The 26,366-nt window shown below is 46.2% G+C and carries 19 protein-coding genes; 14 read left to right on the forward strand and 5 right to left on the reverse strand.

Going from position 1 to position 26,366, the window contains the following annotated elements; translation table 11 throughout:
* Positions 1-58 precede the first annotated feature (58 nt).
* From LZG74_RS02580 to LZG74_RS02610, 7 genes are all read left to right on the forward strand, one after another.
* Positions 59-754: a head GIN domain-containing protein gene (locus LZG74_RS02580; protein ID WP_233795081.1), complete on the forward strand. Its 696-nt coding sequence runs from the start codon at positions 59-61 to the stop codon at positions 752-754.
* A gap of 158 nt (positions 755-912) precedes the next feature.
* Positions 913-1,770 carry an outer membrane beta-barrel protein gene (locus LZG74_RS02585; RefSeq protein ID WP_233795082.1) on the forward strand — a complete coding sequence of 286 codons (858 nt, stop codon included), beginning with the start codon at positions 913-915 and terminating at the stop codon, positions 1,768-1,770.
* Positions 1,771-1,790: 20 nt separating this feature from the next.
* Positions 1,791-2,309, forward strand: a complete 519-nt coding sequence (locus tag LZG74_RS02590) for an acyl-CoA thioesterase (protein WP_026631163.1) — start codon at positions 1,791-1,793, stop codon at positions 2,307-2,309.
* Between the two features lie 54 nt (positions 2,310-2,363).
* Positions 2,364-2,732: a Rid family detoxifying hydrolase gene (locus LZG74_RS02595; RefSeq protein ID WP_233795083.1), complete on the forward strand. Its 369-nt coding sequence runs from the start codon at positions 2,364-2,366 to the stop codon at positions 2,730-2,732.
* Positions 2,733-2,768: 36 nt separating this feature from the next.
* A complete protein-coding gene (gltX, locus tag LZG74_RS02600) occupies positions 2,769-4,319 on the forward strand; it encodes a glutamate--tRNA ligase (RefSeq protein ID WP_233795084.1) in 1,551 nt (516 codons plus the stop codon).
* A 102-nt stretch (positions 4,320-4,421) separates the two neighbouring features.
* Complete coding sequence (locus tag LZG74_RS02605) at positions 4,422-4,676, forward strand: hypothetical protein (RefSeq protein WP_026631166.1); 255 nt, start codon at positions 4,422-4,424, stop codon at positions 4,674-4,676.
* Between the two features lie 52 nt (positions 4,677-4,728).
* Positions 4,729-5,508, forward strand: a complete 780-nt coding sequence (locus tag LZG74_RS02610) for a TIGR00266 family protein (protein WP_233795085.1) — start codon at positions 4,729-4,731, stop codon at positions 5,506-5,508.
* A 61-nt stretch (positions 5,509-5,569) separates the two neighbouring features.
* Here LZG74_RS02610 and LZG74_RS02615 read toward each other — a convergent pair whose 3' ends face one another.
* The 5 genes from LZG74_RS02615 to LZG74_RS02635 all read right to left on the reverse strand — a co-directional run bounded on the left by LZG74_RS02615 (position 5,570) and on the right by LZG74_RS02635 (position 15,386).
* Positions 5,570-6,577, reverse strand: a complete 1,008-nt coding sequence (locus tag LZG74_RS02615; protein ID WP_233795086.1) for a two-component regulator propeller domain-containing protein — start codon at positions 6,575-6,577, stop codon at positions 5,570-5,572.
* Positions 6,578-6,654: 77 nt separating this feature from the next.
* A complete protein-coding gene (locus tag LZG74_RS02620) occupies positions 6,655-8,634 on the reverse strand; it encodes a sialate O-acetylesterase (protein WP_233795087.1) in 1,980 nt (659 codons plus the stop codon).
* Between the two features lie 209 nt (positions 8,635-8,843).
* Positions 8,844-10,421, reverse strand: a complete 1,578-nt coding sequence (locus LZG74_RS02625; protein ID WP_233795088.1) for a RagB/SusD family nutrient uptake outer membrane protein — start codon at positions 10,419-10,421, stop codon at positions 8,844-8,846.
* A gap of 37 nt (positions 10,422-10,458) precedes the next feature.
* The gene (locus LZG74_RS02630; RefSeq protein ID WP_233795089.1) at positions 10,459-13,689 is read right to left on the reverse strand and encodes a TonB-dependent receptor; all 3,231 of its coding nucleotides are present in this window, start codon (positions 13,687-13,689) and stop codon (positions 10,459-10,461) included.
* Positions 13,690-14,294: 605 nt separating this feature from the next.
* Positions 14,295-15,386, reverse strand: a complete 1,092-nt coding sequence (locus LZG74_RS02635; protein ID WP_233795090.1) for a Gfo/Idh/MocA family protein — start codon at positions 15,384-15,386, stop codon at positions 14,295-14,297.
* A 283-nt stretch (positions 15,387-15,669) separates the two neighbouring features.
* Here LZG74_RS02635 and LZG74_RS02640 point away from each other — a divergent pair, with 283 nt between their 5' ends.
* The 7 genes from LZG74_RS02640 to LZG74_RS02670 all read left to right on the forward strand — a co-directional run bounded on the left by LZG74_RS02640 (position 15,670) and on the right by LZG74_RS02670 (position 26,358).
* Positions 15,670-17,640 (forward strand): DUF3857 domain-containing protein, encoded by a 1,971-nt coding sequence (locus LZG74_RS02640; protein ID WP_233795091.1) that lies wholly within the window; start codon positions 15,670-15,672, stop codon positions 17,638-17,640.
* A gap of 9 nt (positions 17,641-17,649) precedes the next feature.
* Entirely contained in the window at positions 17,650-19,578 is a 1,929-nt protein-coding gene (locus tag LZG74_RS02645; protein ID WP_233795092.1) for a DUF3857 and transglutaminase domain-containing protein, read from the forward strand.
* Positions 19,579-19,700: 122 nt separating this feature from the next.
* On the forward strand, positions 19,701-20,639 hold the full coding sequence (locus LZG74_RS02650) for a dihydrodipicolinate synthase family protein (RefSeq protein WP_233795093.1): 939 nt from the start codon (positions 19,701-19,703) through the stop codon (positions 20,637-20,639).
* Positions 20,640-20,731: 92 nt separating this feature from the next.
* Positions 20,732-22,207, forward strand: a complete 1,476-nt coding sequence (locus LZG74_RS02655) for an aldehyde dehydrogenase (NADP(+)) (protein ID WP_233795094.1) — start codon at positions 20,732-20,734, stop codon at positions 22,205-22,207.
* Positions 22,207-23,208 (forward strand): 4-hydroxyproline epimerase, encoded by a 1,002-nt coding sequence (locus LZG74_RS02660; RefSeq protein WP_233795095.1) that lies wholly within the window; start codon positions 22,207-22,209, stop codon positions 23,206-23,208. Before LZG74_RS02655 ends, LZG74_RS02660 begins: the two co-directional genes overlap by 1 nt.
* Positions 23,209-23,215: 7 nt before the next feature.
* Positions 23,216-24,478: an FAD-binding oxidoreductase gene (locus LZG74_RS02665; RefSeq protein ID WP_233795096.1), complete on the forward strand. Its 1,263-nt coding sequence runs from the start codon at positions 23,216-23,218 to the stop codon at positions 24,476-24,478.
* Between the two features lie 92 nt (positions 24,479-24,570).
* The gene (locus LZG74_RS02670) at positions 24,571-26,358 is read left to right on the forward strand and encodes a DUF885 family protein (RefSeq protein WP_233795097.1); all 1,788 of its coding nucleotides are present in this window, start codon (positions 24,571-24,573) and stop codon (positions 26,356-26,358) included.
* Positions 26,359-26,366 lie beyond the last annotated feature (8 nt).

Raw genomic sequence — 26,366 nt, forward strand, 5'->3', positions numbered from 1 at the left:
TGCAACTTTTGATCTTGACTACACATCTTTTCGAAAAGTCATCTAATTAGTTTATACCATGAAAAAGATCCCTTTATTTTCAGTTGCAGCATTATTAATGCTCTTCTTAACATTAACCGCCAGCGCACAGGAAACACGTAATTTCAACTTATCCGGTTTTGATAAGGTTTCTATGGGCAGTGCATTCCGGATTGAGCTAAAACAAGGAAGCAAATACAGTATTTCCACTACCGGCCGCTCCGAGGATCTGCAAGATCTGGAAGCAACGGTGAAAGGAGATGTGCTTCATTTGGGTTACAAAGGCAATAATTGGAATAAAAACAGGAAGACGGTCAATGTAAACATTACAATGCCTGCTTTAGAAGGGGTTGATTTTTCAGGTGCTTGTAAGGCTCATGTGGCTCCTTTTACGGGTGTAGGAAATATGGATGTAGAGGTTTCCGGTGCGTCACAAGTTAATATGGAGATGTCGGCGCCGAAGTTAACGTTCGATTTATCCGGTGCTTCTTCCCTTGTTCTGGTTGGAAAAGGTGATGTTTTAAGCGGAGAAGTTTCGGGCGCTTCGTCGTTCAAAGGCCGTGATTTTGCTGCCAGAACGGTGAATATTGATGCATCCGGAGCCAGCAGCGCGGCGGTTATGGCCAGCAATGCGGTGCATGCAGATGCGAGTGGCGCGAGCAGCATCCGTTATTCCGGATCGGCGAAAGACATTCATTCCAGCTCTTCCGGCGCGAGTTCGGTAAAAAGAGATTAGTATAAATACCTCGATATCATTTGAACAGAAGGCCGGCATTGTCCGGCCTTTTGTTTTTGTAAGATCAGTGAAAAAAGCAACAAATTAGGTTAAGAGTAATATATTTACGGACTTAACCTTCTCTGCAATCAACGATCAAAAACTTTTACCTGAGTAAAATGAGAAGTGAGCTTTACCTGAAATATGTTGTTTTAAATGCGTTAATCCTGGTCTTTTCATTCCAGACCGCACAGGAAGCAGCGGCGCAGAATCGATCAGGCAAATACATTAATCCATTCGGCGTCATGAGTGTAACGGCGGGTGTGGGCGTTGCATATTACATGGGAGATTTGTCGGATGGTGTGAACATGGAGCATTTGGGATTGGGGCCATCCATCTCATTTGGAGGACTTTACAGGCTGACAGAGCACGTCAGCGCGCGCGGAGAACTGAGGTTTTATAAGGTTTCAGCCGATCAGAAATATTCTAAAAACGCGCAAAATAATTTATCGTTCAAGACATTCAACCCAGACATTAACCTGGGCATACAGGCGGAATTGTTCTCATTCAACAGCCAGCCGCGGGTTAATCCTTATCTTTTCGGCGGCTTAGGTTTTACATTATTAAATCCAAAAGCCAAAATTGACGGCGAGTGGGTGAATCTCGCGCCGCTCACTACCGAAGGCGTAAAATACAAGCGCTTACCATTGGTTTTTACAGCCGGAATCGGTGTTTCTATCAAAACGACGGAGCGGTTGAGCCTTGGCATGGAGCTTTGCAACAACTTCGTTAATTCCGATTATCTCGACGACGTGAGCACAGTTTATCCCAATCCCGATCAGTTACCGAGCGACTTAGCCAGAAGATTGTCCGACCGCTCGCCGGAAATCGGCCTAGATCCACGTCAACCGGGCTGGAACCGCGGAAGTGCCAAAAATAAAGACAGCTATTTATTCTTACAGGTGCGCGGCACTTATTCCATTGGCAATAGAATGCAGGCCAAGGAGCGCAGGAAAACCCGTTGTCCCAAATTTTAATAAATCATCCATTGTTACATATGTTAAAGCCTAAACACCCTCATCAGTCGGAGGTTACCATGACCGAAATGGTGCTTCCCAATGATACGAATACATTAAATAATCTGATGGGAGGCAGGCTTTTGCATTGGATGGACATTTGTGCCGCCATTGCCGCGCAGAAACATTCCAACCGCATTGTAGTAACCGCTTCGGTGGATAATGTGTCTTTTACTGAGCCGATTAAGCTGGGTAACATTGTGACCATGCAGGCCAAAGTAACCCGCGCATTTAACTCTTCTATGGAAGTTTTTCTGGAAGTTTGGGCCGAGGATATTCCTGCCGGGCACCGTGTGAGCACAAACCGCGCTTTTTACACATTCGTTGCTGTGGACCAAAACGGCCGTCCTATCGAAGTGCCGCCGCTCGAACCTGAAACGCCCGAAGAACATGATTTGTATTTAAGCGCACTTCGCCGGCGCCAGCTGCGCCTCGTCCTGGCCGGTCGCATGAATCCTGCGGATGCCACCGAATTGAAAGCGCTTTTTCAGGTAACATAAGTCGGGCTTACTCCCATATTTTTGGTATTTTTACGGCATAAATCCATTCAACTTATGCCAAAAGAGATCATATTTTCAGATAAAGCGCCTGCTCCGATCGGACCTTACAGCCAGGCCGTCAAAATAAAGGGGACCCTTTACGTTTCAGGACAAATTGCCGCCGAGCTTGCCCAATCGGGTGATATTAAGGCCGAGGCAGGAATCGTTATGCAGAACATTGGTCACATTCTCGGCGCAGCCAAGCTAGGTTTCCAGAATGTGGTGAAATCAACTATTTTCCTGAAAGATATGAACGACTTTGCGGCCGTAAATGAGGTTTATGGCAGCTTTTTTACCAAAGAACCACCTGCCCGTGAAACCGTGCAGGTTGCGCGTCTGCCAAAAGACGTGAATGTTGAAATATCCGTTATTGCCGTCGAATAGGAGGCAAAATCATCCAGTAAATTTTAGATTAAGATAATGAATAATAAACCTGTCCGGGTAAGATTTGCCCCCAGCCCGACCGGCCCGCTGCACGCAGGCGGCGTCCGCACTGCCTTGTACAACTATCTGTTTGCACGCCAGCAGGGTGGCCAAATGTTGCTTCGCATTGAAGATACAGACCAGAACCGCTACGTTCCCGGTGCTGAAGAATATATATTGGAAGCATTGGAATGGCTAGGCGTCACCATCGACGAAGGCCCGCAGCAAGGCGGTCCGCACGCGCCTTACCGCCAGTCGGAAAGAAAAGAAATGTATCGCGAATATGCGGAAAGGCTTGTTGCAGAGGGAAAGGCTTATTATGCTTTTGACACAGCTGACGAACTGGACGCGATGCGCAAACGCCTCGAAGCAGCAAAAGTCGCAGCGGCACAATACAATGCGATCACGCGGATGGAAATGACCAATTCGCTGACATTATCGGCGGAAGAAACAAAATCGAGACTGGAAGGCGGTGAAGCGTATGTGATCCGGATGAAGATCAGCCCAAAGGAAGATATTCGTTTCAATGACCTGATCCGCGGCTGGGTCGTGGTGCATTCCTCGCAGATCGACGATAAAGTGCTTTTGAAATCCGACGGCATGCCGACCTATCATTTGGCCAACATTGTGGACGACCATTTGATGGGCATTACGCACGTGATCCGCGGTGAGGAATGGCTCCCATCGGCCCCGTTGCACGTTTTGCTTTACAGATATTTAGGCTGGGAAAGCACCATGCCGCAGTTTGCGCACCTTCCGCTTTTGCTGAAACCAGACGGAAACGGCAAGTTATCCAAGCGTGATGCAGATCTGGGCGGTTTCCCGATTTTCCCCCTCGAATGGACCGATCCGAACACAGGCGACATAGCCAAAGGTTTCCGTGAAGAAGGTTACTTCGCTGACGCAACGGCCAATTTCCTTGCCTTACTAGGCTGGAATGCAGGAACCGAGCAGGAGCTTTTCAACATGGAGGAGCTAATTGCCGCATTCAGTTTTGAGCGCGTGCATAAGGCCGGGGCAAGATTTGACATTCAAAAAGCAAACTGGTTCAACCAGCAATATCTCAAAAATCTGGACGACGCAACGCTCATAGCGCAGGCGAAACCGCTTTTTGCGGCTCAAAACATTAATGTTGATGACCATCAAATCGCGCAGATAGTCTTCTTGCTGAAAGACCGCGTGCACTTCGTGAAGGAGATTGTGAGCGAATCCAGCTTTTTATTCCATACGCCCGAAACTTACGATCAGGAATTGGTTTTGAAAAAATGGGATGAGCAGGCAGTGAATGCGATTTCCGGATTTAAAGATGCTCTGATCGCTTTTGACGTTGAATTTACGGCGCATAACATTAAAGAAAGCCTGTCGGCAACGATGGAATCCCTTGGTATAAAAATGGGCAAAATCATGCAGGCGCTCCGTCTCGCGCTCACGGGCGAAGGCCACGGACCTGACCTGATGGTGACCATGGAAATTTTGGGAAAAGACGAAGTCGTAAAACGTCTGGATAATGCCTTAACCCGCTTACCAGCCCAAATTCGCCTGGCATAATTGTGATATGACCGTTGGATCAAATTGACTTGGGTTCCGGAAAAGGGCTCCTTAATTTAGTAATCATTCGAAATGACCGCTTTGCGGCGAATTTTCAGACACATGGCTAAGAAAAAACCAACCGATACGACCAAACCAGCTGCCGAAAAACCCCGTGTACATAAGGACCTGGACGGATTTGACATTCAGATCAATTCATTTGGCGAGATTACGACCAGCTTCGATATGGACCGTATCAACGAATTTTTGAATAAAAATGTGGACGACAAAAAGCTCCGCGACCGGGAAGACATTCCTGGCCGGAAAACCCGCAAAAAGAAGAAAACAAGCGAGGAAGAGGAGGAAGAAGAAGAGTAGCAAGTGGTCATTGCAGTTCAGCTTACTATCAAATTAAACCTTTTACGCACAAATGATCTCTCACGAAATCGATTACAAAATTATTGGCGACGATATCCAGGTCGTAGAAATTGAGCTGGACCCTAACGAAACCGTGATCGCGGAAGCCGGTGCCATGCTTTTCATGGAAGATGGCATTGAATTCCAGACTAAAATGGGCGATGGATCGGAAGCGAACCAGAGCATTATGGGCAAGATCTTCCAGGCCGGAACACGCCTGATTACGGGCGAATCGCTTTTCATGACGCACTTTACAAACCGGGGATATGGCAAGAAAAAAGTAGCATTTGCAGCCCCTTACCCGGGAACCGTGATGCCCATTGATCTTTCCAAAATCTACGGCAACGAGCTCATCGTTCAAAAAGACGGTTTCCTGTGCGCTGCCATGGGCACAAGCATGAAAATCCATTTTAACCAGCGTTTCGGCTCAGGCTTATTTGGTGGTGAAGGGTTTATTTTACAAAAAATTAAAGGAGACGGAATGGCGTTCGTGCACGCAGGCGGCGTGGTGATAGAGCGGAATTTAAATAACGAAACTTTGCGCGTAGATACAGGCTGCGTAGTCGCATTCGAGCAATCATTAAGCTTCGATATTCAGCGTTCCGGCGGCTTGAAATCCATGGTTTTCGGTGGCGAAGGCATGTTCCTGGCCACATTACGGGGCACGGGCCGTTGCTGGATCCAGTCGATGCCTATTTCTAAACTGATTCAACGCTTGTCAGTTGGCGGCCCAAATGCTAATAAGGAAAGCGGGTCGGTGATTGGTGGGTTAGGGCGGTTGTTTGAAGATTAATGCTGTAAGTAAGCTATAACTAGTAAGCTAAAATTTGGGCAAGCACAATGTGCTTGCTTTTTTATTTCAAAATAAAAAGACCTTCGCCGGTTCCCAGCCATATTTCACCGTCAGGGCTTTCGGCGAATGCAAAAATCCCGCTTGTTCCTAACTTAGGAAATGTCCAATCTGTGCCATTAAAAACGCCGCATTCTTTGTCCGAACCGGAGAACGACACCCACAAATTATTCTTGCTGTCTGAAAATATCCGATTTGTTGTGTAAACGGTTGATTCTTCGTCGGGCAAGCTCACTATCTGCGCTTTTTTGCCGGTGAATTTGAAAATCTGAGGCCTTCCGGTTGCTATCAGACTCGACAAGCCGTAATCGATTGATCCTAAAAGTTCGTTGTTTTCATTGACAACAATGTTGCCGAAATAATAAGGTTTAAAACCCAGTTCTTTGGAGCCGGTCACGGAAATCGCATTGTCAGGATTTATTTTAGCAAGGGACACTTCGTCAATGCCATCATTAAGCGCGACCCAAACGTTATTCGACTTGTCAGCCGCAATGCTTTGCACCATATTTCCTGGTAGTTTGGAATTTGCCGGGGTGAAGGTGTTGAATGTTGACCGGTCATATTTTACCAATCCACCTGACTGATTACTGCCGCACGAAAACCAGATGTTGTCACTTGCGTCGATAGCAACGGACCGGACATGATTGGCAGGGAGGCCAAACTGCTTCGATTCATATCTGATAAATTTTGCTCCGTCGTATTCCATCAGGTCATTGCTGCCAATCCAGATGTGACCGGCTTTATCTACTTCAATGTCCATTATGGCCGCATTACTCAACAAAGAATTGGAGGCATCGAAGATTTTGAATGTTTGACCATCGAATTTGATTAGTCCGTGCCTGAGCGTTCCAAGCCATGCGTTGCCTTTTTTGTCAAAAGCAATGCTGGTGATGAAATAGTCTTTTAATGTAATATCGTCAAGCACGCGGCCTTCGGGAATTACTTCTTTCGAATCGTTTTTGCAGGAGCCGAAAAGCAAGAGGATAGCAAAGATCAGTACAGCATTTTTCATAGCGTTCGAGGTTTAGGTTGTTTTGGAATTGACACCATTGCTGTGAAATTCGTTGGAAGCTACTGATATTCATTCTTTTAATCAACAAAAACCATTCTCTGAGCCTGGGTTCCTGTCCCGCTTTTTATGTGCAATATGTAGATGCCCGCGGGCAAAGGGTAAAGCGGGCGAACAGCCAGCAAACCAATAATCTCCCGATCCGAGACAAACAAAGGATGCGCGCGTCCGCCAACATCGTACAGCGAAAGTTGCGGGATGGCGTCAATGTCGTCAGTTTCCAGGTAAAATGCCTGCCTGGTAACCGGATTCGGAAATGCAACAAGTCGTGGCAATGCACCGGGTTCCAGAATGGTCACGACGGGCGAATAGGAGGTTCTGCCATCTGTATATTCCATTCTTACCCTGTAAAAAATGATCTTTGAATCCGTATTGGTATCGGTGTAAGCATATACGCCTGATGCTGTTCCATTGTCAGGCACATTGTATTGCTGTAAATCGGTGTAGGTGTCGCCGTTGGTTGTTTTTTCCAGAACCATTCGTTGCATACCAGGATTTGCGGCCACTAACCATTTGAGATTGATGACCTGATTCGTTTTTACAGCGCTGATCGTGTTGACGACCTGTACGGATCGGTAAGCATTGTTTACATAGAATAATGTTGAAGTGCTGCCAGCGAGATTCGGCGTGGTTCCTGCCAGGCGGATGCTGTAATTTCCATTAGCCAGATTGGCCGGAAGCTTAACCAGCATTGGGTTTGCGCTCCCTATGCCAACTGTATCTACAAATTTCCCACCTTCATCAAACAACTCTGCGCGTAAGGAAAGTGGCCCGACTTGTTGCCCATGAATGTTGTAACCCAAATAAAAAGACGCACCCGGAAACGCCGTGGAAGGCACAACGCCCGTATGAATGGAATTTGTAGGTTGTATAGGGACGATCTTTTTGAACAGCGAATCCGTTAGTGCCCTGTTCCAGGCAGACGCTGCTAATGTCAAGCCCTGAATCCCGCCCGGCACATTCTCAAAATGCTCGGAAACGGGCCTGGGAATTTGAATAGTGTCGAGGTTAGGACCAGGAAATGTGTTGAAATTTTTTAATGTCGAGAGTCTGTTTTGTGCATTAATAACGGGCAGGTAAGGATCTTTTATAATGTTACTGGCCGAATTTCGCGCAATAACCCAGGGCACATTGTAACCAGCATCCGCACGGGCATTTGTAATTAATGTCTGGATGTTGTTGAAGTAAGTCTGTTCGGTGAATTTCAGTTGCGCATCATTCTCTCCGTGCGACCAGAGCACTGCACGCATTCCGAGCCATGAGTTCAGATGGCGGATGGTGTTGACAATGTTCGAGTAGGGCTGTCTGTTTGGCCAATTTTTTCCAACATAAGGATTAAACGCATCTTTCCCGGTTGCCGCATCGTAGTAACTGTCGGAATTTGCTGCGGCCCATGCAGCATTCAAAAAGAGCACCGGCGTTTTGAATCTCTTTGAAATAGAATCGCCCAATTCACCCCAGTACCAGGCCGTTTCTCCGGAAGGAAAAATGAAATTGTCTTTTTTTAAAACCTCAAAAGTCGGCTTTCGCATGGGTTCGTTTGGCGCAACGGTGATATTTTCTGCATTCAACTGCTTATTGACTGCGTTGAAGGAAACAACCTGGTCGGAAGTACTTTTAGCACCAAGCCCGGGTAAACCCATTGCATTGGAATTTCCTGCCACAAGGAAAACCTCACCTACACCAACACGATCTACAGAAATAGAATCAATATCCCCATTTTCGGTCACAGCCGAAATTTTCAGCTGATACCAGCCCGTTTCTGCCTGAACAGAAGCCGTCAGAAATCCCTGCCGAACTTGCTCTTCATCAAACTCCCAGACTTTCTCCCGATGTACATTTCCTTTGATCGGGACCAAACGACCTTCAATGCTTGTATAAGGCCGGTAAGCATACGCAGTAATCGCTATCGAGGCAAAACCCGAAAGGTTGCGCTGGACGATCTGGTTATTGGCAGGAGCTGTTAAGATGATCTGTCCGTTTGCAGAAACGGCAAGCATTTGGAAAAAGGCAATGCACTGAAAACACAACACCGCTTTATATCTTTTGCAGAAAGGTGCGCAGTATGTTCGTATCGTTCTCATCATTAGCCTGCTCTTCACATCTGTTTCGGCTTCAATTTAGCTTAAATTACATTGAGGCGCTTATGGTTTTGGCATAAAAAAAGAGCCGGTCCAAATCCGGACCGGCTCTTCAAACATTACGCTAACTATTGACCGTAACCTGGGTTTTGAGGTGTCAGGCCAGGGTTGTTTTTCATTTCCTGGATTCCCAATGGGAACAGCAGGTGTTTTTCCTGTAAAGCAACACCAGCTCCAACATTCAGGTTAAGGTGACCAACGAAATTGTCAAATCCTTTTGTTTTCTCGTTGAACACTTTGCGAAGACGAACCATGTCAAACCAGGTAATGCCTTCGTAAGCGAATTCATACCAGCGCTCTCTCCAAACCGCTTCGCGGAATGTTGCAGCAGTGAATGTTCCGATGGCAGGCGTTGTCAACTTGGCACGGTCACGGATTCTTTTGTAAGCCGCATAAGCTTCGGCAGTTGGGCCGCCTACTTCGTTTTGTGCTTCTGCATAGATCAGCAACACTTCTGCGTAGCGGATCAGGTTCACATTCAGGTTGTTGTTCTTGGTGGCAGTAACACCAGGAGCACCAAGCGCAGTTTGATTGAAATGCTTGAATACATAAGGTGCGCCAAGATTAAACTTAGCTCCGTCGCCATTGGTATAATACGTTGTATAGAACCAGCCTTCCTGATCAACTGTACGCAAGTCGCCTTTTTCGTATGAGTTGTAGAATGAAAGCGTTGGAATAGTGCTTCCTGTTCCACCAGGACCTGCAAAAGTTACAGCCTTGAAGTTAGGCAGATAGTCATTCAATGGGAATGATGCAACCAATGCATTATACTGGATCTGGAACAAATGCTCCAATCTGTTTTTCAGCGATTCCGTATGAATTTCCTTGTAAGTAGGAAACAGGTTTACAACATTTGGGTTTGCTTTTGAATAAGTAATTACTTCAAAAGCTTTATCAGCCGCAAGCTTGTAGTGCGAAGCACCTTTGCCTAGCGGGAAACCAGCCATTGTCAGATATACTTTTGAAAGCAATGCTTTCACCGACATTTGTGTAGCACGGCCGCTTGTTTCGAAAACAGGAAGTCCGGCAGATTCTGCTGCAAGCAAGTCTTCTACGATCAGTTTATAAACTTCTTCCTGCGGAGCTCTCTTCGCAAAGAAATCTTCTGATGTTGCCGTTTGTGGTTTTGTCACCAAAGGAACATCTCCCCAAAGACGAACTGCATTGAAGTAAGCCCATGCTCTAAGAAAACGTGCTTCACCAAGCAATTTTGTTTGCTGTGCAGGTGTTGCAGGAGCTAAAAAAGGAATGGTCGGGATTTTCTCGATAGCAAGGTTTGCATTAGCAATAAGGCGGTACAATCCGTTCCACCAGTTGTTGATATGCGCTGTGTTACCATCGTAAGTCAACGAGTAAAGGTTGTTCAAATCGGAATTTTGTCCCGTTTCAGTGGTTGCAGTTCCTGTTACTGCTTCCAGCAATTGCCAGTTTGCAGAGAAAATACCAGCGCCGTCTCCATAGAATCTAAGACCAGCATAGGTTGCTGCAACGGCAGCTTCCGCGTGATCAGGGATTGTGTAAAAACTTTCCGGTGTTAGGTTGGACGGATCCTGTTCGTCAAGGAAGTCTGAACAGCTCGTCGGTCCCAGCAAAATAGCGCCGAAAAGAAGTGCTGTCCCTAGGTTTTTCAAATTATATAACTTCATAATGAATATCTGTTTTTAAAATAACTTAACCTGTTCATTAAAATGCGATCTGCAGACCAGCCATGTAAGTGGTTGGTTTTGGATAGCTATGCCAGATCATACCTTGTGAGAATACGTTGTCAGCATCTCCACCACGGATCGGCGTTTGCTCAGGGTCACCATGTGGGTATTTAGTCAGCAAGAAGAAGTTTTGAGCTGAAACGTAAATTCTCAGTTTGCTCAGTTTGATTTTGCTGATCATATCCGATGGGAAGCTGTAACCCAAAAGCAAGTTTCTGCCACGAAGGAATGAACCGTCAAAGATCCAGCGTGTATCTACGTTTGTTACGTAACCCGCACGCGTTTCACGAATCTCAGCGATTTGTGAATTTTGGTTTTGAGGAGTCCATGCACCCAATACAGTAGCGTAGCTGTTTGCGATAGAAACGCGGTCTTCGCTAGCGTGCAGGTTCATGTCCATCAGGTCATTTCCGTAAGAGAACTGCATATCAAATGTCAGGTCAAAGTTTCCGTAACGAACTGAGTTCGCCAAAGTTCCCCAGCCTTTTGGGCTACCATTTCCAATGATTCTGCGGTCCGCATCTGTGATAGCGCCATCACCGTTGAAATCTTTGTATTTGATGTCACCAGGCAGCATTTTAAGGTTGTTACGATAGCTGGTAAATTTAGCAGCCTCGTCTCTTTCAGCCTCGCTCCAAACACCCAGACGTGTAAGTCCCCAGAATGCACCAACAGGCTCTCCGATACGGATAATGCTCGTTTGGTTTGTAATACCAGGACCACCCACTCCGAAGATGTCAGAAGGTGTTGCCAATGACAATACTTTGCTTCTGTTGAATGAGATATTGAAGTTCGTGTTCCATGAGAAGTTTGCTCTTTCGATGTTAGTCGTATTCAAAGCAAGTTCAACTCCTTTGTTTTCCATTGAACCAATGTTCTTTCTGATAACTGCGTATCCGCTTGTGCGTGGAACCGGAGCATCCAAAAGCATGTCAGTGGTTTTTCTGTAATAGTAATCCGCTTCAACAGAGATTCTGCCTTTCAGGAAGCTAATTTCAAGACCTGCGTCAGTTTGTGCTGTTTTCTCCCATTTCAAATCAGGGTTAGCAAGTCTGTTGATACCCGTTCCGTTAAATCTTGCATCGTTGTAGATGGTTGCATAGTTTGAGCTAAGCAATGACAATGAAGAATAAGAAGGAATTTCGGAGTTACCAGTCAAACCGTAGCTTGTTCTGATTTTCAGGTTGGAAATCAATGTATTTCCTTTCAGGAACTCTTCGTCAGACACTTTCCATGCCAAAGCAGCAGATGGGAACACAGCGTATTTGTGGTTATCACCGAATTTAGATGACCCATCGATACGACCTGTTACTGTCAACAGATATTTCTCTTTCAATGTATAGTTCACACGTCCAAAGTAAGAGTTGAACGCAAAACGTGCAGCACCTGAACCAACACCCGGCAATGTAGCACCTGCTCCAAGGTTGTTGAAACCGAAGTAATCTGTTGAGAAGTTACGAACGCTTGCTCCTGTTGAAGTCAGGTTCGTTTCCTGCCACGAGATACCCAAAAGTGCATTGATTGCGTGGATACCATTGAAAGTTTTGTTGTAGGTCAAATAATTTTCAAATGACCAGAACGTCTCTTTTCTGCTTGCTTTACCAGCCGTACCAGATTCACCGATTGCCAGTGTACGTGTTTGTGATTCGTTGAATTCCTGAGTCAGGATGTTCACACCCAGAACAGAACGCATTTCCAGGCCAGGAGCCAGGGTAATGTTCGAGTACAAGCTACCCAATGTAGTTTGTGTGTTCTGGTTGTATTTACGGCCCATCAGACGGTGTACCGAGCTGAATGCACCTTCTGCCTGTGGATAATCACGGTTGTTTGCATAAGTTCCGTCTGGGTATTTAACAGGAAGGAAAGGGAAATCCTCCACCATCTGACGTGGAACAGCATCATTGATATCGACAAGGTTTTCAGCCTGGTTGTTATAGCTCAATGTAGCACCGATTCTCAACCATTTTTTAACCTGGTCATCAATGCTGAAACGAGTTGAATAACGTTTCAGGTAAGATGTTTTGATCAAACCCTGATCATCACGATAGTTTAGTGACAAAGAGTAAGTTGTTTTGTTGTTACCGCCGCTGAAACCCAATTGGTGGTTTTGAGAAACCTTGTGTTGCGTAGCTTCTTTGAACCAGTCGGTATCATAGTTTGGTATGAAATTACCGCTGCCATCCACTGTGAAGATATCAGGATGTTTAGCATTCAATTCAGCACGACGCACTTTCGGGTTTTGCGGAGCATATTTTCCGGCAGCCCATCCCGCAGGGTCATATTTCGCAATGTTGGCGTAAGCAAGGTCTTCAACCGCAAGATATTCCTTCGCGTTCAAAACTTTTGCTCTTTTTGGTCCCGCTGTCGGAACGCTCAGGTCCAGGTTGTAAGTAATCACACCTTCACCTGATTTTCCTTTTTTAGTCGTAACCAAAATAACACCATTCGCACCTCTTGCACCATAAATGGCTGTTGAAGATGCATCTTTCAAAACCTCAACAGACACGATGTCGTTAGGGTTAATGAAGTCGATGGCCTGGCTTTGCTGATTTTGGTTTCCTTGCGGAAGCATTACACCATCCACCACATATAATGGGTTGTTTGAAGAGTTAATAGAGCTAAATCCACGGATACGCACGTTAGCACGACCACCCGGACGTCCCGAGTTCACGTTCACCTGTACACCCGAAACCTTACCCTGAAGAGCCTGGTTCAAAGACGGAGCAGGACGTTCTTTCAGCTGATCTTCCTTAACCGAACCTACGGAACCGGTTAAGTCTGATTTTTTAGCGGTACCGTAACCGATAACGACTACTTCACTAAGTGCTTTTGAATCTGACTCCAAAGCGAGGTCAAGCGTAGTGCGGTTTCCCACTTCCACTTCCTGGCCTGTATAACCTACAAAGCTAAACACAAGCGTTGCACCGGTTTCTGGCACTTGCAATGTGTAATTACCGCTTCCGTCGGTGGTTGTACCTGTGCTGGAACCTTTTATAACAACGTTCACGCCAGGTAAGCCTTCCCCGTTTTCCTTATCGGTAACTTTTCCTTTTAATGTTTTATCAATCTTAGCGTGAGCAGCAGTTCCCGAAGCGATGTTCATGTTGGCTGATGCCACGAAGGGACCTGAAAGAGCGGGTATTAGAAATAATGCATTCCGGATATTCCGCATTCGGAACAACCATTGATAGGTATCGGTATTTTTCATGTAGGTTAGTATTGGTTAAACGTTTTTCATGCAATGTTGGCAAATGGTAATTAACTGTTTCATAGTGAATTCTGGCAATCGGGTGTTTTCTGCATCATTAATTAGTTATTTAAGGTGAGGAAAATTATTTGTGTTATGTTTTAAAAGTTATGGTATTTATTTAATTCGTTCAATTTTTAAAAGCGCGAACTTTTGGCTCCTGGCTATGTTCGGTTTTTTGGGTGTTTACTGTTCAGAAATTTCTGGTTGCCATTAATGGGTGCAACGAAAATTTATTTGTGAGAGGTGCCAGACAAGTAAGTTATGCCAGGAATTTGCGTGATCTTCAAAGTGAAAAAAGATGCAATACGATTATAAAGGGTCGGTTGAGATTTTTAAAAGTCTTAAAAAGACGTTGCAATATTATAATAAATAACAATAAATTTCGAATGACCAGCAGAGAAAAAATTAAATTATCTGTGCAAACGTTTGCATAAATTCACTCACATTTGATCAATTTTTGCTCGGAATCAATTAGTTAACCGCATGTTTACAAAAAATATAGCCCTGTTAATTTTCGGATAAGTCACCGAAAACCAACAGGGCTATATTTAAGATAATGTGTTTTAAACCAGATCCACCGTCCGGCCGGTCTTCACAGATTCATCACAAGCGAAGGCAATCTGCAAGCTTGTTACTGCGTCTTGTAGGTGATCAGTCAGGTCGAAATCGTCTTTGATCGCATTCAGGAAATAACGCTGCTCACGGTTGCAAAGCTCCTGGTGATCCGGCTCGTCTTCGAGGTTGATCCAGGAATCTTCGTTCACAAATTCATCTTTATCATTAAGCTCCGCATGGTGCACGCGAATGGATTCCGTCTTCGTATGTGCTTCCACGGAAGACGACTTTCCAGTGCCGCCCGCATCTTTCGCAACAATAGAAACGCTTCCTTTCGGTCCGATCACGTCTTTCACGAAGAATGCAGTTTCACTGATCATCGGTCCCCAGCCCGCTTCATACCAGCCCACAGAACCGTCCTCAAACCAAATTTGAAGCTGACCATAATTATAGTTTCCAGTAGGAATGTCTTCCGTCAATCGCGCACCGATGGCATTCACACGCAAAGGTTTCGAACGCGTCATCTGGCACATTACATCTATATAATGTACGCCGCAATCCACAATCGGGCTCAGGCTTTTCATCAAATTCCGGTGAACGCCCCACATGTAACCGTGGCTTTGCTGGTTCAGGTTCATACGCATCACGAGCGGCTTGCCCAGGTTTTGCGCTTCTGCTACGAAACGCTCCCAGGAAGGATGCACGCGCAGAATGTAGCCAACAACCACTTTTTTGCCAGCCGTTTTCGCAGCTTCTACAACGCGCTTAGCACCTGCAACGGTGTCAGCAAGTGGTTTTTCAATGAAAACATGCGCGCCGTGCTCCAATGCTTTTACAGCAAAGTCCTCATGCGTGTCAGGGTAAGTTGATATGCAGACCGCATCCGGTTTGGTTTCCTTCAATGCCGTTTCATAATCGCTGAAAAGGGCATTTCCGCCACCAAGTTTTTCATTCAAAACCTCTTTGCTTTTACCGGTTGAAACGATTCCGCAGATTTCAAAACCGTCCAGCGAATGATACGCAAATGCATGGGAAGCGCCCATATTGCCACAACCGACTACGAGTACGCGAAGTGGACTTCCATTTTCGAAAGATGACATAATAATGTTAAATGTTAATGTTCCGGGTTAGCAGGAATAGGTAATTATTGAACAAAGCAAAGCTTCATTTTGGTGCAAAAGTAGGTATTAAAATCTGTTTTCGCATTTGGGCAGATTTCAGTGAAAAAAAATCTACGAACAGTTACAAATTTTTTGCTAAAATCAAATTAATGCTGCAATTATGCATATTAATTCTACCTCTTTCTCTATTCGTTGCATGACTCATTTTTTACTTCAGTGCAGGCTTTCCTGCGTTGTCTTGTGGAAGGTTTGCGTCCTATCCATGCTCACTTTTCTATCTTTTAATGTTGCTGCCCAGGATGATTTCAAACCCAGGTTTGGGGTTGTGGATCGTGCTGATGTGGAAATGGCAGCACTTCCGGGCGATAGCTCTGCCGCTGCCGTTTACCTCTATGATTTTGGCGAAGTGACCTATCGCTACGACGACATCCGCGGACTGGTAATGGTGATGGAATCCTGGATAAGGATCAAAATCCTCAAAGAGTCAGCCCTTGACAGAGCTTCAGTTGCGATCACTACTTACGAGGGCAGCGGGCCCGAAAACCAGGAATTGATGGACGACATTCAGGGCTTCACCTATAATATGGAGAACGGACAGCTTGTACGAACGGCCATGGACCGGAAGTCGATCAAGCGGGAAAAGGCCACGGGCAAATATTATACTTACAAATTCAACCTCGCCAATGCACGGAAGGGTTCCGTGATCGAATATTCTTACAGGCGGACAACACCATTGACCGTTCGAGATAAGCCAAGTCCCTGGTCTTTTCAGGCGTCTGTGCCGAGTAAGTGGAGTGAGTTCCGCATTACGATCCCGTTTTTTCTGGAATATAAAACAACCATGAGCGGTTACCTGCCCCTCTATATCAGCGAACAGGAGCCTACGGATGTGCATGTAGGCTCGTCCAAGCTGAACGGGCGCGGCGTCGCGTATCGTTTTGTCGTGAAGGATGCACCTGCATTTGTCAACGAACCTTTTATAACGACCGAAAGCGATTATCTGTCAAAAGTGAATTTCGAGCTGTCCGTCATTCAGGTCCCTGGTGAAATATCGAGGCATTTTTCAAACACCTGGGACGATGTTGAAAAGACATTGAACGAGGCGAACTGGTTTGGTGTAGAGTTGCGCAAATCTTCTTTCCTGAAAGCAAAGCGCGACGAAATTATGCAAACCGCCAAGACGCCGGAGGAAAAAATGGAGCTGGCTTACCGGCATTTGCAAAGCCACATGAAATGGGACGGTTCGTCCTATCTGGGTTCCAGAGATGGCGTCAGGAAAGCTTATGAAAACAAAGCCGGCAATGCAACTGAGGTGAATCTGATTCTGACGTCACTCCTTCGCGAGCTGGATCTTAATGCGGATCCGGTCATTCTCAGCACACGTTCCAATGGCCGGTTTTTAAAAGAAATCCCGCTTCTGGAAAGCTGCAATTATGTGATCAGCCATGTTGAGGTTGCCGGGAAAGAATACTTTTTGGACGCCACACAGCCCTATGCCAAGCTTGGCCTTCTTCCAGAGCACACATTGAACGGTTATGGCAGGCTTATTCCCAAAAAAGGATCGGGGCGGTTCTTGGATATAAAACCGCTGGACTCCCAGACCAAACTGGAAATGGTAAATGCAAACATTTTACCCGAAGATGGCAGCATTAAGGGCAATTACAGCATCTCCTATGCAGGTTATGAAGCGTTACGCTGGCGTGACAAATATGTAAAAGAGGCTGACGACATTTATCACGAAGTGCTCAAAAAACGGTCGCCGGAGTGGAAGATCAGCAACATTGCCGTGAAGAATAAAAATGAAGATTTGAAAGCAGCTGTCAATGTCGCCTGCGATTTTGAACTGGAAGACGAGAATGCTTCACCCGATTTGTTTTACTTCAATCCCATTTTGGCCGGTCGCTGGGAAAGCAATCCGTTGAAATCGAAAGAAAGGATCTATCCGCTCGATTTCACCAGCGGAATGTCGGAATCATTCATTGGTAATTATAAGCTTCCGGCAGGTTATGTTTTGGAAGAAATGCCAAAGGCAGAAATCGTAAGCCTTCCTGAAAAAGCCGGAAAATTTGTTTACCAGGTTCGGCAGTCAGGTGATATGATCCAGGTGAGCAGCGTCATTGTCCTTTCCAAAACGAATTTTCACGCAGAAGAATACCACGACGTAAAAGAGTTCTTTGAACGCGTGGTCCAAAAACATGCGCAACCTTTGGTAATCAAGAAAAAGGCTAACTAACCCTCCAAGATGCGATTTTTATTCTCTATTCTTTTTTTAGTCTGCACAATACTATGTCAGGTTCAGGCGCAAGATGAATTCGACGTCACGAAAATAAGTCCGGAACTCAATGCCGGTGCCAATGCGGTTGTGCGGTTGGATGAAGATTTTTTTGAGATTATTTCAAAAGCCGAAGCGCGGCACAAGAAGCGCACAGTTGTTACGATTCTGAATGAAAAGGGTGAAAATGAGTATGGCCAGCTCCTTGTGGGTTATGATAAATTCACCAAGATCACCGATATCAGCGGCATCCTTTACGATGCAGGCGGGAAAGTCCAGAAAAAGCTAAAAAACGCAGACATTACGGACTATGGTTATGGCGGCGGCGGAGATAATATCACCGACGCAAGGGTTAAACTGGCGGATTTTGGTAAAAAGAGCTATGCTTATCCTTACACGATTGAGTTCAATTACGAGACTAAGGAGAAAAATATGATGTTCTATCCGCGCTGGATGCCTCTTTCTGATGAAAAGACGGCCGTTGAGCGCGCGCAGTTCACCATTAAAACGCCAGCCGATTTCAAGTTTCGTTACAAAGAATATAATGGTGTAAATCCGGTGATGAAAACCAAAGGGGAGGGCGGATCGGATATTTACACCTGGGTTGTCAGAAACCAACCCGTTTCCAAAACAACCGATTTTTACCCGCTTCCCGTGATCGACTATTTGCCGCTCGTGATGGCCGCGCCTTCTGATTTTGAAGTGCAGGATTATCAGGGAAATTTCAACACCTGGGCAGATTTTGGCAAATTTTATCACACATTGAATGCAGGCCGTGACGTGCTTCCGCCTGCAACGGTTACCGAAATAAAATCGGTTATTAAGGATGCAAAAACAGATCGCGAAAAAGTTGAAAAACTATATAAATGGATGCAAACCCGCTCACGTTATGTCAGCATTCAGCTGGGAATCGGCGGCTGGCAGACGATTGATGCCATGACTGTTGCCAGCAAAGGTTATGGCGATTGCAAGGCGCTGAGCAATTTTACTGTCGCTGCATTGCGCCAGGCGGGAATTCCTGCTTATGTTGCCTTGATCAAAGCAGGCAGTGAAGCGATGATGAAACCTGACTTCCCAAGCAGCCAGTTCAACCACGTCATCGCCTGCGCCGTAGTCGCAAAAGACACGATGTGGCTCGAATGCACCAGCCAGACCACGACGCCCAACTTCATGGGCACATTCACGGGCAGCCGCTATGCATTACTCGTCACGCCCGAAGGCGGAAAGCTGGTGCAGACGCCCGTTTATAAATCACATCAAAACACACGGAAAAGTCGCGCGAATGTGAACCTGGATCAAGGCGGAAACGGACAAGTGGAAGTGCATACATTATATGCAGGCTTACAGCAGGAATCTCGAAACAGTGTTTTTCACAATGGTAATAAAGAAGAGCAGAAGAAATGGCTGATGAACCAGATTAATTTACCAAGTCTGGATTTACAGCGTTTCGAGCTTCTCGAAGGCAGGGAAGCAGAACCGACCATTACGGAGAAATTATCTCTGAATGTGCGCAACTGCGCAACCAAAACGGGCTCACGCCTTTTTATTAAACCTACATTACTAAGTCGCGGATTTGAATTACCGGCAACTTCGGAGCGCACAACAGACTTTTATCTGCCCGGCTCTGTCTATGACTTTACCGATTCTGACACGGTGTCTTACGTCATTCCGGCGAATTATAAACTGGAAACCACATTGCCTTCTTTTCAGATTAATTCGGTTTTCGGGACTTATGAATCCAAAACGATTTTGGAAAACAACAAGCTCCTGTGCTCCCGGAAGGTCGTTATGAACGGCGGGCGCTACAATGCCAAGGATTTTCCTGCCTGGATCGACTTCCTGAAAAAGGTGAGAAAAGCCGACCGCGCGCAAGTCGTATTCGTAGAAAACAAACCTTGAAGCCGGATTCGGTTTTATGTTAAAATTCGTATATTATTGATTAATACCTGAAATGTTTGGCGGGTAACCAACAATTAACTTTGACAAAAAATCAGATCTTTCATAGTTAACACAATCAATATATGAACAAGGAATCCTGGCAAGGTGTATTTCCGGCGTTGCTAACGCCTTTCAAATCAGACGACAGCATTGATTTTGATCTTTTCCGTAAAAATCTGGAAGTGCAGATCGAAGCAGGTGTGACCGGCGCGATCGTTTCAGGCTCATTGGGCGAAGCAAGCACATTGACCAAAACGGAAAAAGTGGAATTGGTAAAATATGCAAAAAGCATTGTTGCCCAGGATTTCCCGATCGTTGTTTGCATTGCCGAGCAATCGACTGCCGAAGCGGTAAGCCTTGCCAAAGAAGCCGAAGCTGCGGGTGCAGACGGTCTGATGGTGTTGCCTCCGATGCGTTACAAAGCAGACGACCATGAAACGGTTGTGTATTTCAAAACCATCGCGCAAAGCACATCATTGCCATTGATGATCTACAACAATCCGGTGGATTACAAAATTGAAGTAACGCTGGCAATGTTCGAAGAACTTGCAAAGGTTCCTAATGTGCATGCCATCAAAGAATCAACGCGCGACGTAAGCAATGTTACCCGCCTGTATAACCGTTTCGGCGACCGTTTCAAGGTTTTCTGCGGTGTGGATACATTGATCATGGAAGAAGTAATGCTGGGCTGCGACGGCGTCGTAGGTGGTTTGGTAGATGCATTCCCGAAAGAAACCGTTGCGATTTTCAACCTCGTAAAAGCGGGATTATACAAAGAAGCATTGGCCGTTTACCGCTGGTATCTGCCTTTGCTTGAACTGGACATTCATCCAAAACTGGTTCAAAACATCAAACTTGCCGCTACAAAAGCAGGCATAGGCTCAGAATTCGTTCGTGCACCAAGATTGGTTCTCGAAGGTGCAGAGCGCGAAAAAGTGCTTGCGATCATTGATCAAGCCATTGCAACTCAGCCTGCTTTGCCCGATTATTTGAATTTGTCTTCGGAAGTTTCTGTTGCATAACATTGTCGCGTTGCGCAATCCGGCTTTAATTTAGAGCTGGATTCGCATTCGTTTTTTCGACTTTTACAAACAGAAATTATCCTAACCAGCCCATGACAACTTCAAAAGAACAACTGGAAGCCATTTTGCAAAAGTCTCTCGAGGCTTTTGTGATCATAAAAAAACATTCGATCCAGCAGCGCGTGGCATTGATGCGGACAATTGCAGACGAGATTGAAGCCATTGGCCCTGAACTCATTGCAACCGCCAAAGCAGAATCCAACCTGCCCGAAGCACGCTTAACAGGTGAAAAAGCAAGGACTATTTTCCAATGGAGAAGCTATGCCGATGCATTAGAAAAAGGCGTTCCGCTTGATGCGAGCATTGACACAGCAAACGCAGAAAGAACGCCTCCAAAACCTGATATTCGCAAAACAAGCATTGCATTAGGCCCCGTTGCTGTTTTTGGTGCGAGTAATTTCCCATTCGCATTTTCAACGGCGGGCGGTGACACGGCCAGCGCCATTGCGGCCGGTTGTCCGGTTGTGGTGAAAGCCCATCCCGGCCATCCCGAAACTTCGTGGATCATGGCCGAGGCCATCGCGAGAGGCGTTAAGAAAAGCGGTTTTCCGGAAGGCACTTTTTCACATGTGTATTTCGAAACCAATGAAGAATCGCAGTTCCTGGTAAGCCACCCGATCATTAAGGCGGTTGGATTTACAGGTTCTTATCGTGCTGGAACTGCATTGGCTGAGATTTCAGCAAAAAGGCCTGATCCAATTCCAGTTTTTGCGGAAATGGGCAGTGTTAACCCTGTGTTTTTATTGCCAAATAAATTGGAAGCTTCGGCTGCTGAATTGGCAAAACAATATGCCGGTTCTTTAACATTGGGCGTAGGTCAGTTTTGTACCAATCCGGGCATCGTGATCGCCATTGAAAGTCCTGCATTGGAAACATTTGAAAATGCATTGGAGGAAGAAATCATAAAAATTGCCCCTTCACATATGCTGCATGCAGGCATTGCGGAAAGCTATGAGAAAGGTCGCCAAAAGTTAACCACACAACCCGGTGTTGAAATCCTTGCTGTCACTGAAACGGAAGTTTTAGAAGGACAAGGCGGCGCGACGGTTGCCACGGTAAGCGCGCAAACATTCCTGAACAATGATGCATTGCAGGAAGAAGTTTTCGGCCCGTTTGCATTGATCATTAAATGTGAGGACATCGATGAAGTGATTTCTGTCGGAGGAAAGCTGCACGGACAGTTAACAGCCACATTGCTGGCAACGAACGAAGATTTGGCTGAAAATGAAGAACTGATCGGATTGGTAACCGACAAATGCGGCCGGATCCTGTTCAACAACTTCCCAACCGGCGTCGAAGTTTGCAAATCCATGCACCACGGCGGACCATTCCCATCGTCAAGCAACAGCCAGTTTACATCCGTTGGCTCGGACGCGATCAAGCGTTTCGTTCGCCCAATGAGCTTCCAGAACTGGCCAGATGAATTTTTGCCCGAAGAATTAAAAAATGCCAACCCGCTCGGAATCTGGCGGACGGTTAATAATGAGCTAACGAAGGAGGCTTTGTAATGAGAAAAACGTTTTTCTGCATCGACGCGCACACTTGCGGGAATCCCGTTCGGGTGGTGGCCGGTGGCGGCCCGCTTTTGCAGGGCAATAGCATGATGGAGCGCAGACTTCACTTTTTGAAAGAATTTGACTGGATCAGGAAAGGATTAATGTTCGAGCCACGCGGCCACGACATGATGAGCGGAAGCATTTTATATCCGCCCGTTGATCCCGAAAATGACATTGGTGTGCTTTACATTGAAACCAGCGGCTGCCTTCCGATGTGCGGCCATGGAACCATTGGAACCGTCACCATTGCCATTCAGGAAGGTTTGGTAACGCCAAAAGTGCCCGGTAAGCTGCGCCTGGAAACGCCTGCCGGTTTGGTTTTGGTGGAATATGTGCAGGAAGGCAAAAGGGTGAAATCTGTTAAACTGATCAATATAAAATCATTTTTAGCAGCCGAAAACCTGGAAGTGGAATGTCCTGAACTGGGCACATTGAATGTGGATGTGTCTTACGGCGGCAACTTTTACGCCATCGTGGATCCGCAGGAAAACTTCAAAGGCATCGAAAATTACACGGCAGATCAGCTAATCAGTTGGAGCCGCGTTTGCCGTCAGCGGATGAATGAAAAATACAAATTCGTCCATCCCGAAAACGAGCATATCAATGGATTAAGCCATTTCCTATGGGCAGGGGCTGTTCTGGACGAGACTTCCACTGCGCGCAATGCAGTTTTCTACGGCGATAAAGCCATTGACAGATCACCCTGCGGAACCGGGACTTCGGCGCGGATGGCACAATGGCATGCCAAAGGAAAACTTAAAAAAGGCGACAAATTCATTCACGAAAGCATCATCGGTTCCAAATTCACCGGGACCGTCGAGGACGAAGTGACCATAGGAGACAAACCCGCGATCATCCCAGGCATTGAAGGCTGGGCGGTTGTGACGGGTTACAATACAATCATCATCGACGACGAGGAAGATCCATACGCATTTGGATTCCAGGTTTTGTAATAGCAATATGAACGTGACGAATAAGGGAAAAGCCACCATTATTGGCGGCGGGATTATGGGGTTGACTTCGGCTTACTATTTGTTAAAAAGTGGCTGGAATGTGACGTTGATCGATAAGGGCGATCTGGCAGATAATTGCTCGCAGGGCAATGCTGGAATGATCGTTCCAAGTCATTTTATTCCGCTGGCTGCTCCCGGCATGATCTCCAAAGGCATTAAATGGATGTTCGACAGCCGCAGTCCGTTTTATGTAAAACCTTCACTCGACTGGTCGCTGGTTTCATGGGGTTTGAAATTCATGAAAAGCGCCACGCCTGCCAATGTGGAACGCGCCGCGCCTTATTTGCGCGATTATCATTTGCTGAGCAAGCAGCTTTACGAAGATCTGGCCAAAGAAGAAGGTTTTGATTTTGGTCTGGAAGAAAAAGGCATTCTGATGCTTTACAAAACCGAGAAAGCCGGAGAAGAAGAAATCCACGTGGCTAAGGACGGTCAAAAGCTCGGTTTGGACATTGAAATGCTTACTAAGGAGCAAGTTCAGGCCATTGAACCCAACATTCAGCTGGACGTGATAGGAGCAGTGCATTATCATTGTGACGCACATTTATATCCAACCGCATTGTTTTCGCAGCTTTTGAAATACATAAAATCCCAAGGCGCGGAAGTGATTTTGAATGCGAAGGTTAAAGGTTTTGATATAAAAAACGGAGAAATAAAAGGTGTTCAAACCGAAACCAAAACCGTCGAAGGCGACCTCGTTATCATGACAGGCGGAACCTGGCTTCCCGAGCTTTCCAAGTTAGCTGGTTTATCCATTCCTGTAATGCCTGGAAAGGGTTACTCTTTCATGGAGCCTAATGCTGAGCATAAAATCGAACATCCCGCATTGCTGATCGAAGCACGCGTTGCGGTTACGCCTATGAACGGACAAGTGCGATTTGGCGGCACGATGGAGCTTGCGGCGGTGAATGACAACATTAATATGAACCGCGTGGAAGGGATCGTAAACTCCATTCCGCAATATTATCCCGAGCTGAATGTGGCTGTTCCGGGCAAGGAAAGAATCTGGTATGGTTTCCGGCCGTGTTCTCCGGATGGGCTGCCTTATCTGGGTTACAGCAAAAAACTGAAAAACCTCATCGTCGCCGGTGGTCATGGCATGATGGGCATCAGTCTCGGACCGGCAACTGGCAAAATGGTGGCGGAGCTGGCCAACGAGTCTGCATTGTCGGCCGACATCAAAATTTACGATCCTGAACGATATAATTGATTTAACCAATATCAAGCTTCATCCAGGATTGTCATACTGAGAAGCAGTGTCATACTGAGCGGAGCCGAAGTATAAACCTTAATCAGACCTGGATGAAACTTTTCAACCACAGAACTTTCTTGTGCCTTATTTTCCTGATAAGCGCAGCGATTTTTATTCCAAAAGCTTTTGCCCAAAGCAAATTTAACCTCTACGAACAAACCAGCGAAATAGCCGGGCTCATCATTCAATATGGCCAGGACACCCGCGCAATCCGCTCTTTTTACTCGCCTATGGAGCGCGGACGAGGCGGTTTCGGCGCGCCAAGCAATGTCCTTAATTCGCCCGAACAGCGGAATCGACTTCGCGAAGTGGATCAAAATTATTTGGATAAGCTCGCCAAGCTCGATTTCAATGCCATGAGCATTTATGGAAAAGTGGATTATATTTTGCTCAAAAGAAGCATTGAGGATGATTTGCTAACATTATCCAAAGAGGAAAAAGAATACAATGCAGTAAAAACCTATTTCCCTTTTGCGGATAAAATATACACATTGGAAAAAGGCCGAAGACGCGGCGCAACCGTTGACGGACAAGCAGTTGCAGGTCAGCTGAATGATATTTTAAAAGAAGTTAAAACAGCGTCCGACGCATTCAAAAAAACAGAAAGCATTGAAATGCCTCTTGCAGAACGCGGCGAAGAGGCGGTAATTGGATTAAAATCCAGGTTAAAGAGCACTTGTGATTTTTACAAAGGTTATGATCCGATGTTTTCATGGTGGGTTCCAGAGCCTTACGAGGCATTGGACAGCGCTTTGAATGCTTATGCCAAAACAATCAAAAGCAAAGGCAAACTTACCACAACGCAAAAGGACGACAACAGCGGCATAAAGGGCGTTCCCATCGGCCGCGACGAGCTGATCCGCCAGCTGAATGCAGAAATGATCAGTTATACGCCGGATGAATTGATCGATTTGGCCAACAAAGAATTTGCCTGGTGTGACAAGGAATTGCTGAAAGCATCGCAGGAAATGGGTTTCGGGAACGATTGGAAAAAGGCGCAGGAAAAGGTCAAAAACAGCTACGTAAAAGCCGGAACCCAGCCCGAACTGATCCTGAAACTCTACGACGACGCCAAAACATTCATCACCGCCAACAACCTGATCGACTATCCCGAAATCGCAGACGAAACCTGGGGCATGCAAATGATGACGCCTGAGCGACAGCTTATTAACCCGTTTTTCCTGGGCGGGCGCGATATTATCATTTCCTATCCCACCAACACCATGCAGCACGAGGATAAGCTCATGAGTATGCGCGGCAATAATCCGTATTTTTCGCGGGCGACGGTGCATCACGAGCTTGTGCCGGGGCATCATTTGCAATATTATATGAACAGCCGTTACAAGGCTTACCGCAGCGAATTCCGGACGCCGTTCTGGACGGAAGGCTGGTCGCTTTACTGGGAATTGCTGCTGTATGACAAGGGTTTTGCCAAAACGCCCGAGGAGCGGATCGGGATGTTGTTCTGGCGGATGCACCGTTGCGCACGGATTATTTTCTCGCTCAATTATCATTTAGGCAAATGGGGCCCGCAGCAATGCATTGATTTTCTGGTGGATCGGGTAGGTCACGAACGTGCGAATGCGGAGGGTGAAGTGCGCCGCTCATTCGAAGGCAGTTACAGTCCGCTTTACCAGGTCGCTTATCTCATCGGCGGCTTGCAGATCCTGAGCCTCAAAAACGAACTGGTCGACAGCGGAAAAATGACATACAAAGATTTCCACGACGCCATTATGAAGGAAAATAATATGCCCATTGAGATGGTAAGGGCCACATTAATCAATCAGCCGGTAACGCGCGATTTTAAAACAAAGTGGAAATTTTATAGTTTCAAATAAAAGCGTAC

It is taken from the genome of Dyadobacter sp. CY327 (genome assembly GCF_021390415.1).
Lineage (GTDB): Bacteria > Bacteroidota > Bacteroidia > Cytophagales > Spirosomataceae > Dyadobacter > Dyadobacter chenhuakuii.

Coding starts and splice junctions, on each gene's coding strand:
- LZG74_RS02580 (WP_233795081.1), top strand. CDS start 59: ATGAAAAAGATCCCTTTATTTTCAGTTGCAGCATTATTAATGCTCTTC.
- LZG74_RS02585 (WP_233795082.1), top strand. CDS start 913: ATGAGAAGTGAGCTTTACCTGAAATATGTTGTTTTAAATGCGTTAATC.
- LZG74_RS02590 (WP_026631163.1), top strand. CDS start 1,791: ATGTTAAAGCCTAAACACCCTCATCAGTCGGAGGTTACCATGACCGAA.
- LZG74_RS02595 (WP_233795083.1), top strand. CDS start 2,364: ATGCCAAAAGAGATCATATTTTCAGATAAAGCGCCTGCTCCGATCGGA.
- gltX (WP_233795084.1), top strand. CDS start 2,769: ATGAATAATAAACCTGTCCGGGTAAGATTTGCCCCCAGCCCGACCGGC.
- LZG74_RS02605 (WP_026631166.1), top strand. CDS start 4,422: ATGGCTAAGAAAAAACCAACCGATACGACCAAACCAGCTGCCGAAAAA.
- LZG74_RS02610 (WP_233795085.1), top strand. CDS start 4,729: ATGATCTCTCACGAAATCGATTACAAAATTATTGGCGACGATATCCAG.
- LZG74_RS02615 (WP_233795086.1), bottom strand. CDS start 6,577: ATGAAAAATGCTGTACTGATCTTTGCTATCCTCTTGCTTTTCGGCTCC.
- LZG74_RS02620 (WP_233795087.1), bottom strand. CDS start 8,634: ATGCTTGCCGTTTCTGCAAACGGACAGATCATCTTAACAGCTCCTGCC.
- LZG74_RS02625 (WP_233795088.1), bottom strand. CDS start 10,421: ATGAAGTTATATAATTTGAAAAACCTAGGGACAGCACTTCTTTTCGGC.
- LZG74_RS02630 (WP_233795089.1), bottom strand. CDS start 13,689: ATGAAAAATACCGATACCTATCAATGGTTGTTCCGAATGCGGAATATC.
- LZG74_RS02635 (WP_233795090.1), bottom strand. CDS start 15,386: ATGTCATCTTTCGAAAATGGAAGTCCACTTCGCGTACTCGTAGTCGGT.
- LZG74_RS02640 (WP_233795091.1), top strand. CDS start 15,670: ATGCTCACTTTTCTATCTTTTAATGTTGCTGCCCAGGATGATTTCAAA.
- LZG74_RS02645 (WP_233795092.1), top strand. CDS start 17,650: ATGCGATTTTTATTCTCTATTCTTTTTTTAGTCTGCACAATACTATGT.
- LZG74_RS02650 (WP_233795093.1), top strand. CDS start 19,701: ATGAACAAGGAATCCTGGCAAGGTGTATTTCCGGCGTTGCTAACGCCT.
- LZG74_RS02655 (WP_233795094.1), top strand. CDS start 20,732: ATGACAACTTCAAAAGAACAACTGGAAGCCATTTTGCAAAAGTCTCTC.
- LZG74_RS02660 (WP_233795095.1), top strand. CDS start 22,207: ATGAGAAAAACGTTTTTCTGCATCGACGCGCACACTTGCGGGAATCCC.
- LZG74_RS02665 (WP_233795096.1), top strand. CDS start 23,216: ATGAACGTGACGAATAAGGGAAAAGCCACCATTATTGGCGGCGGGATT.
- LZG74_RS02670 (WP_233795097.1), top strand. CDS start 24,571: ATGAAACTTTTCAACCACAGAACTTTCTTGTGCCTTATTTTCCTGATA.